The 5727-nt window shown below is 40.4% G+C and carries 2 protein-coding genes; both read left to right on the forward strand.

Annotation, left to right across the window (positions count from 1 at the left end; genetic code table 11):
• The coding region (locus tag VB797_RS34520) for a PAS domain S-box protein (RefSeq protein ID WP_323242320.1) at window positions 1-2313 on the forward strand (2313 nt) is incomplete at its 5' end.
• Window positions 2314-2377: 64 nt separating this feature from the next.
• Complete coding sequence (locus VB797_RS34525) at window positions 2378-5686, forward strand: PAS domain-containing protein (protein WP_323242321.1); 3309 nt, start codon at window positions 2378-2380, stop codon at window positions 5684-5686.
• The last annotated feature ends 41 nt before the right edge of the window (window positions 5687-5727 follow it).

Raw genomic sequence — 5727 nt, forward strand, 5'->3', positions numbered from 1 at the left:
GAATTAACAGATATAAAAAAAGAATATGAGCAAGCAAAAGCAGCATTAGATCAAAGCGAAAGTATCATCAAAAGTTTTTTTGATAGCGCTCCGATGATGATGGGGATTGTTGAGATAAAGGGAAATGATATTCTGCACATTTCTGGTAATGCTGCTGCTGCGAAATTCTTGGGTTTGACCCCGGAACGAATGAAAAATCGTTTTGTTAGCAATATGGGTATTTCACCGCATTTAATTAGTCAGTGGATTGATTTTTATCATCAAACACAAAATACTCAATCTTCTATAACTTTTGAGTATCCTTACGATACGACTGATGGTAGTAAATGGCTCAAAGCTAAGGTATCGACCATTGCAAATTGTTCAGAACATCAAAGATTTGCTTATTTAGTTGATGATATTACCCAACGTAAAGAAGCAGAAGAAAAATTACGTTGGAAAGAAACGCTTTTACGTTCAATGACTAGCGTTTCACCGCTAGCATTTTATGTAGTAGAAACACGTACTAAGAACATTCTGTACGCGAATCAAGGTTTTTATGAAATTTGGGGTATCGAGCATTTAAAAGAACGGGTAGAAAGTGGCGAACTTAAACATAAAGATATCGTAGAAGAATGCCGTAAGTTAACATCTGAAATTCCAGCATTTGTGAGATATTGCCAACCCGATTCAATTGAAAAATGTATTTGCGAGGATGAAATCTTATTACCTGATGGTCGCACTATCCGCCGTTTTTCAAGACCGATCCAGAATCAGGAAAACCAAGATTTTGCACGGCTATATATGTTTGAAAATATTACCAGCCGCAAGCATACAGAGCATCAAATCCGCGAGCAAGCAGCATTATTAGATATTGCCACAGACGCTATTATCATGCGAGATTTATCTCACAAAATTTTACTGTGGAATAAAAGCGCGGAGACAATTTATGGCTGGACAGAATCAGAAGCTATTAATCAAAATGCTCACGAACTTTTAAAACCAGAAGTATTAGGTTCGCATCAAGATATTTACAGTAAAGTATTACAGCATGGTTCGTGGCAAGGTGAATTAAAAAAAGTTAGTAAATCCGGTAAAGAAATTATTCTAGAAAGCCGTTGGACGCTAGTTAAAGATGAGCATCACCGACCCAAATCTATTTTAACTGTTGATACAGATATTACGCAGAAAAAAGAATTAGAAAAGCAGTTTTTACGCGCTCAGCGCATGGAAAGTATTGGTACTTTAGCTTCCGGTATCGCTCATGATTTAAATAATGTGCTTTCGCCAATTTTAATGTCAGTGCAGCTATTGAGAAATAAAAGCCGCAGCGAAAACGAAATTTCCATGCTAGGAATCTTAGAAAACAACGCTAAACGCGGTGCTAATCTAGTAAAACAGGTGTTGTCATTCGCTCGCGGAATCGAAGGCGATCGCACTGTAATTCAAGTTAAGGAATTGGTTTGGGAAATGCAGCAAATTGTCGAACAAACTTTTCCTAAATCAATTGTGTTTAATGGGTTAACTGAGCAGGGTTTATGGCAGATATGGGGCGACAATACTCAATTACACCAAGTATTGTTAAACTTATGCTTGAATGCTCGCGATGCCATGCCAGATGGCGGAAAATTAACCATTTCTACCGAGAATATTGTCATTGATGAGAACTACTCTGGAATGCACCTTGACGCTAAAGTTGGTTCTTATGTAGTTATTAGCGTTACGGATACGGGAATAGGTGTTTCTCCAGAATTATTAGATCGGATTTTTGAGCCATTTTTCACAACAAAAGAATTTGGTAAAGGTACGGGATTGGGGCTATCGACAGTAATCGGAATTATTAAAGGTCATAATGGATTTATTAATGTATCTAGTGCTGTGGGAAAAGGAACAAAATTTGAAGTGTATTTACCAGCAGCGAAAGCTAATGCAATCCCACCAATCGAATATTTGCAAACACCTGTTGGAAATGGAGAATTAATTTTAGTTGTAGATGACGAACCATCAATTAGAGATATTACTTCAACTTCCTTGGAACAGTACAATTATCAAGCAATGACTGCCAACGATGGAATTGAAGCAATAGCGCTTTACGCTCAGCATAAAAATCAAATTCGTGCGGCAATAATTGATATAATGATGCCTAATATGGATGGTGCAACTACCATTAATACATTACATAAAATGAATCCCAGTTTACGCATGATTGCTGTCAGCGGATTAGCAACCAGCGAACAAATACCTTTTGAGCAAGATTCTAAAAATACGGCATTTTTACCAAAGCCATATACCGCACGGGAGTTATTAACAGCTTTGCATTTAGTTTTAAAATAATTGAATTGGTAATTGGTAATTGGTAATTGGTAATAGGGCATTGGGCATTGGTAATTGGTAAAATATGACAAATCTAATTCTAGTTGTAGATGATGATGATTTAATCCGGATGCAGTTGCGCGAATTGCTGGAATCGGCGGGATATCGGGTGGCCCAAGCGAGTAATGGAGAGGATGGGTTGGCTGCCTGTACTAAACTACAACCTGATATGGTTTTACTGGATGCTTTGATGCCGTTGATGGATGGTTTTAGCTGTTGCGAACGATTGCGGCAGCTTCCTGGGGGGAAGGATATACCGATATTAATGATTACTGCTCTTTACGAACAAAGTTCTGTAGAAAGAGCTTTTAATGCTGGTGCTACCGATTATATAACTAAGCCGATTCAGTGGTTGGTATTGCGTCAACGGGTGCATCGTCTGCTCGAAGCTAGTAGTACGATGAAAAAATTACGGCAGCAAACGGAACAAGCACGGTGGCAAGAAGCACAATTAAGGATTGCATTGTCGGCAGTCCATATGGGTGTTTGGGATTGGGATCTTGTTACTGATAAGGTAACTTGGTCGGATACTATCAAATCGCTATTTGGTAAAGCAAGTTTAAATTTTGATGAAACTTACGAAAGTTTTCTGAGTTTTCTTCATCCTCAAGATAGAGATTTGATTAATCGAGCCGTGCGGAATGCGATTGAAGCGGGGGAAGAATATAACATTGAATATCGCGTGGTTTTACCAAATGGTGGGATTCGCTGGCTGGTTTCGCAAGGCTTAGTTTTTCGTGATTCGTCTGGGAAAGCTTTGCGGATGTCAGGAATTGATATGGATATTACCGATCGCAAACAGGCTGAGCTTGCTTTACAGGTTCATGCAAATCAGCAAGCATTGCTTGCGGAACTTTCTCAAGCAGCGCTGGCTCAAATGGATTTAAATAGTTTGATGCAGCAAGCTGTGAATGCGATCGCTCTGGGTCTGGAGGTGGAATACTCCAAGATTTTAGAATTATTGCCGAATGGTAATGAGTTACTGGTGCGTTGCGGTGTGGGTTGGCATTCTGGAGTGGTGGGAGTAGTAATCAGTGCTGTTGATAATTCCCAAGCAGGTTATACAATTACGAGCCAAGAAGCTGTAGTTGTGGAAAATTTAACAAAGGAAACTCGCTTTACCGGACCGCAATTCTTGCTAGAGCATCATGTCGTAAGCGGTTTATCGGCAATTATTCATGGCAAGGAAAGTCCTTTCGGAATTTTGGGAGCGCATACCACTAAACAACGCACATTTAGCAGAAATGACATCTACTTTTTACAAGCAATCGCTAACGTTTTAGCTACAGCGATCGAGCGTCAGCGGATGGAAGATGCGCTTAGGGAAAGCGAACAGCGCTGGCAATTGGCAGTAAAAGGTACTAATGATGGTATTTGGGATTGGAACGTCAAAACCGATCAAGTCTTTTACTCGACTCGCTGGAAACAAATGCTGGGTTATGAAGACGAAGATATCAAAAATAATTTAGATGAATGGTCAAATTTGGTGCATCCCGACGATCTCGATTGGGTGATGCAAACGATTCAAAGTCACTTTGAGAAGAAAACTTCTTTTTATACTAGTGAGCATCGCGTTCGTTGTAAAGATGGGAACTATAAATGGATTTTAGACCGAGGTCAAGCGTTATGGGATGCGGATGAGAATGTAGTACGGATGGCAGGTTCCCATACGGATATTACGGAACGTAAATTATCAGAAGAGCAACTAAGACAAAGCGAACAACGTTTTCAAATTCTCGCTCGTGCGACCAATGATACTGTGTGGGATTGGGACTTATTAACAGATCGAGTGTGGTGGAACGATTCGGTACGAACATTATTCGGTTATTCAGCACCAACTATCGAAAATAGCACCGATTGGTGGCACGGACATATACATCCAGAAGATAAACGGAGAATTGTTACTGATATTTTTGCTGCAATCAAAAGCAGTCAATCATTTTGGGCAAATGAATACCGTTTTCTGCGTGCAGATGGAACAAGCGCTTATATTTTTGACCGTGGTTACGTGGTTCGCGACGATACGGGGCAACCAGTGCGAATGATTGGTGCGATGATGGATATTACCGAACGCAAGCGCGTACAGGAAGAACTGATTCGACAAAACTTGCGTAGTCAATTATTTGCTGATATCACTCTCAAGATTCGTACTTCTCTACAAATCGATGAAATTCTCCAAACCAGCGTTACAGAAGTCCAAAAATTACTCAACGCTGACCGAGTATTAATTCTTCGAGTATTTGCCGATGGTTCGATCAAAGCTGTGAAAGAAGCAGTGGTTCCGGGTTTACCCGTAGTTTACGGACAAAATATTGACGATGATTGCTTTAGTAGAGAATACCTCGAAAAATACCGTAAAGGTAGGATTAAGGCAATTACTGATATCGAGCAAGCTGATATCCAACCTTGTCATGTAAAATTACTGCAAAGATTCGATATAAAATCTAACTTAGTAGTTCCCATCATCACGCAAAACCAGCTTTGGGGATTACTAATTGCTCATCAATGCGATCGTCCCCGTCAGTGGAATGAGTGGGAGACCGAATTACTGCAACAATTAGCCGACCAAATCGGTATAGCTACTTCACAAGCCAAACTCTTAGAACAAGAAACCCGTCAGCGAGAAGAGCTAACCCGTTCCAACGAAGAATTACAGCAATTTGCCTTTATCGCTTCCCACGACTTACAAGAACCATTACGTAAGATTACAGCATTTGGCGATCGCCTCAAAGCAACTTGCGAAAATTCCCTAACAGATAAGGGTTACGACTATTTGCAGCGAATGCAGAACGCAGCCGAAAGAATGCAGGCTTTAATTGAAGATTTACTGACTCTTTCGCGGATAACCACTAGAGCAAAACCTTTTGTAGAGGTGAATCTAGCACAGGTAACTCAAGAAGTATTATCCGATTTAGAAATACGCATCGCGCAAACCGGAGCGCAGATAGAAGTCGGCAACTTACCTACCATCGAAGCCGACCCGCTGCAAATGCGTCAATTACTACAAAATTTAATCGGCAATGCTCTGAAATTCCACCGAAAAGCAGAGCCACCATTAATCAAAATTTACAGCAAAACCCTTACGAATAAACAGTTAAGCCCTGATTATTATCAAATCGTCGTAGAAGATAACGGTATTGGTTTTGACGAAAAATATTTAGACCGGATATTTAACGTCTTTCAAAGACTCCACGGTCGCACGGAATACGAAGGTACTGGTATAGGTTTGGCTATTTGTCGAAAAATAGTCGAGCGACATCAAGGAACTATTACAGCAACCAGCGAACCCGGAAAGGGTGCAAGTTTTATCGTCAAGCTGAAGGTTAAAGGGTAGGGAATTGGGAATTGGGAATTGGGAATTGGGGATTGGGAAAC

The organism is Rivularia sp. UHCC 0363 (genome assembly GCF_034931125.1).
In the GTDB taxonomy this organism is placed as follows: Bacteria; Cyanobacteriota; Cyanobacteriia; order Cyanobacteriales; family Nostocaceae; genus Rivularia.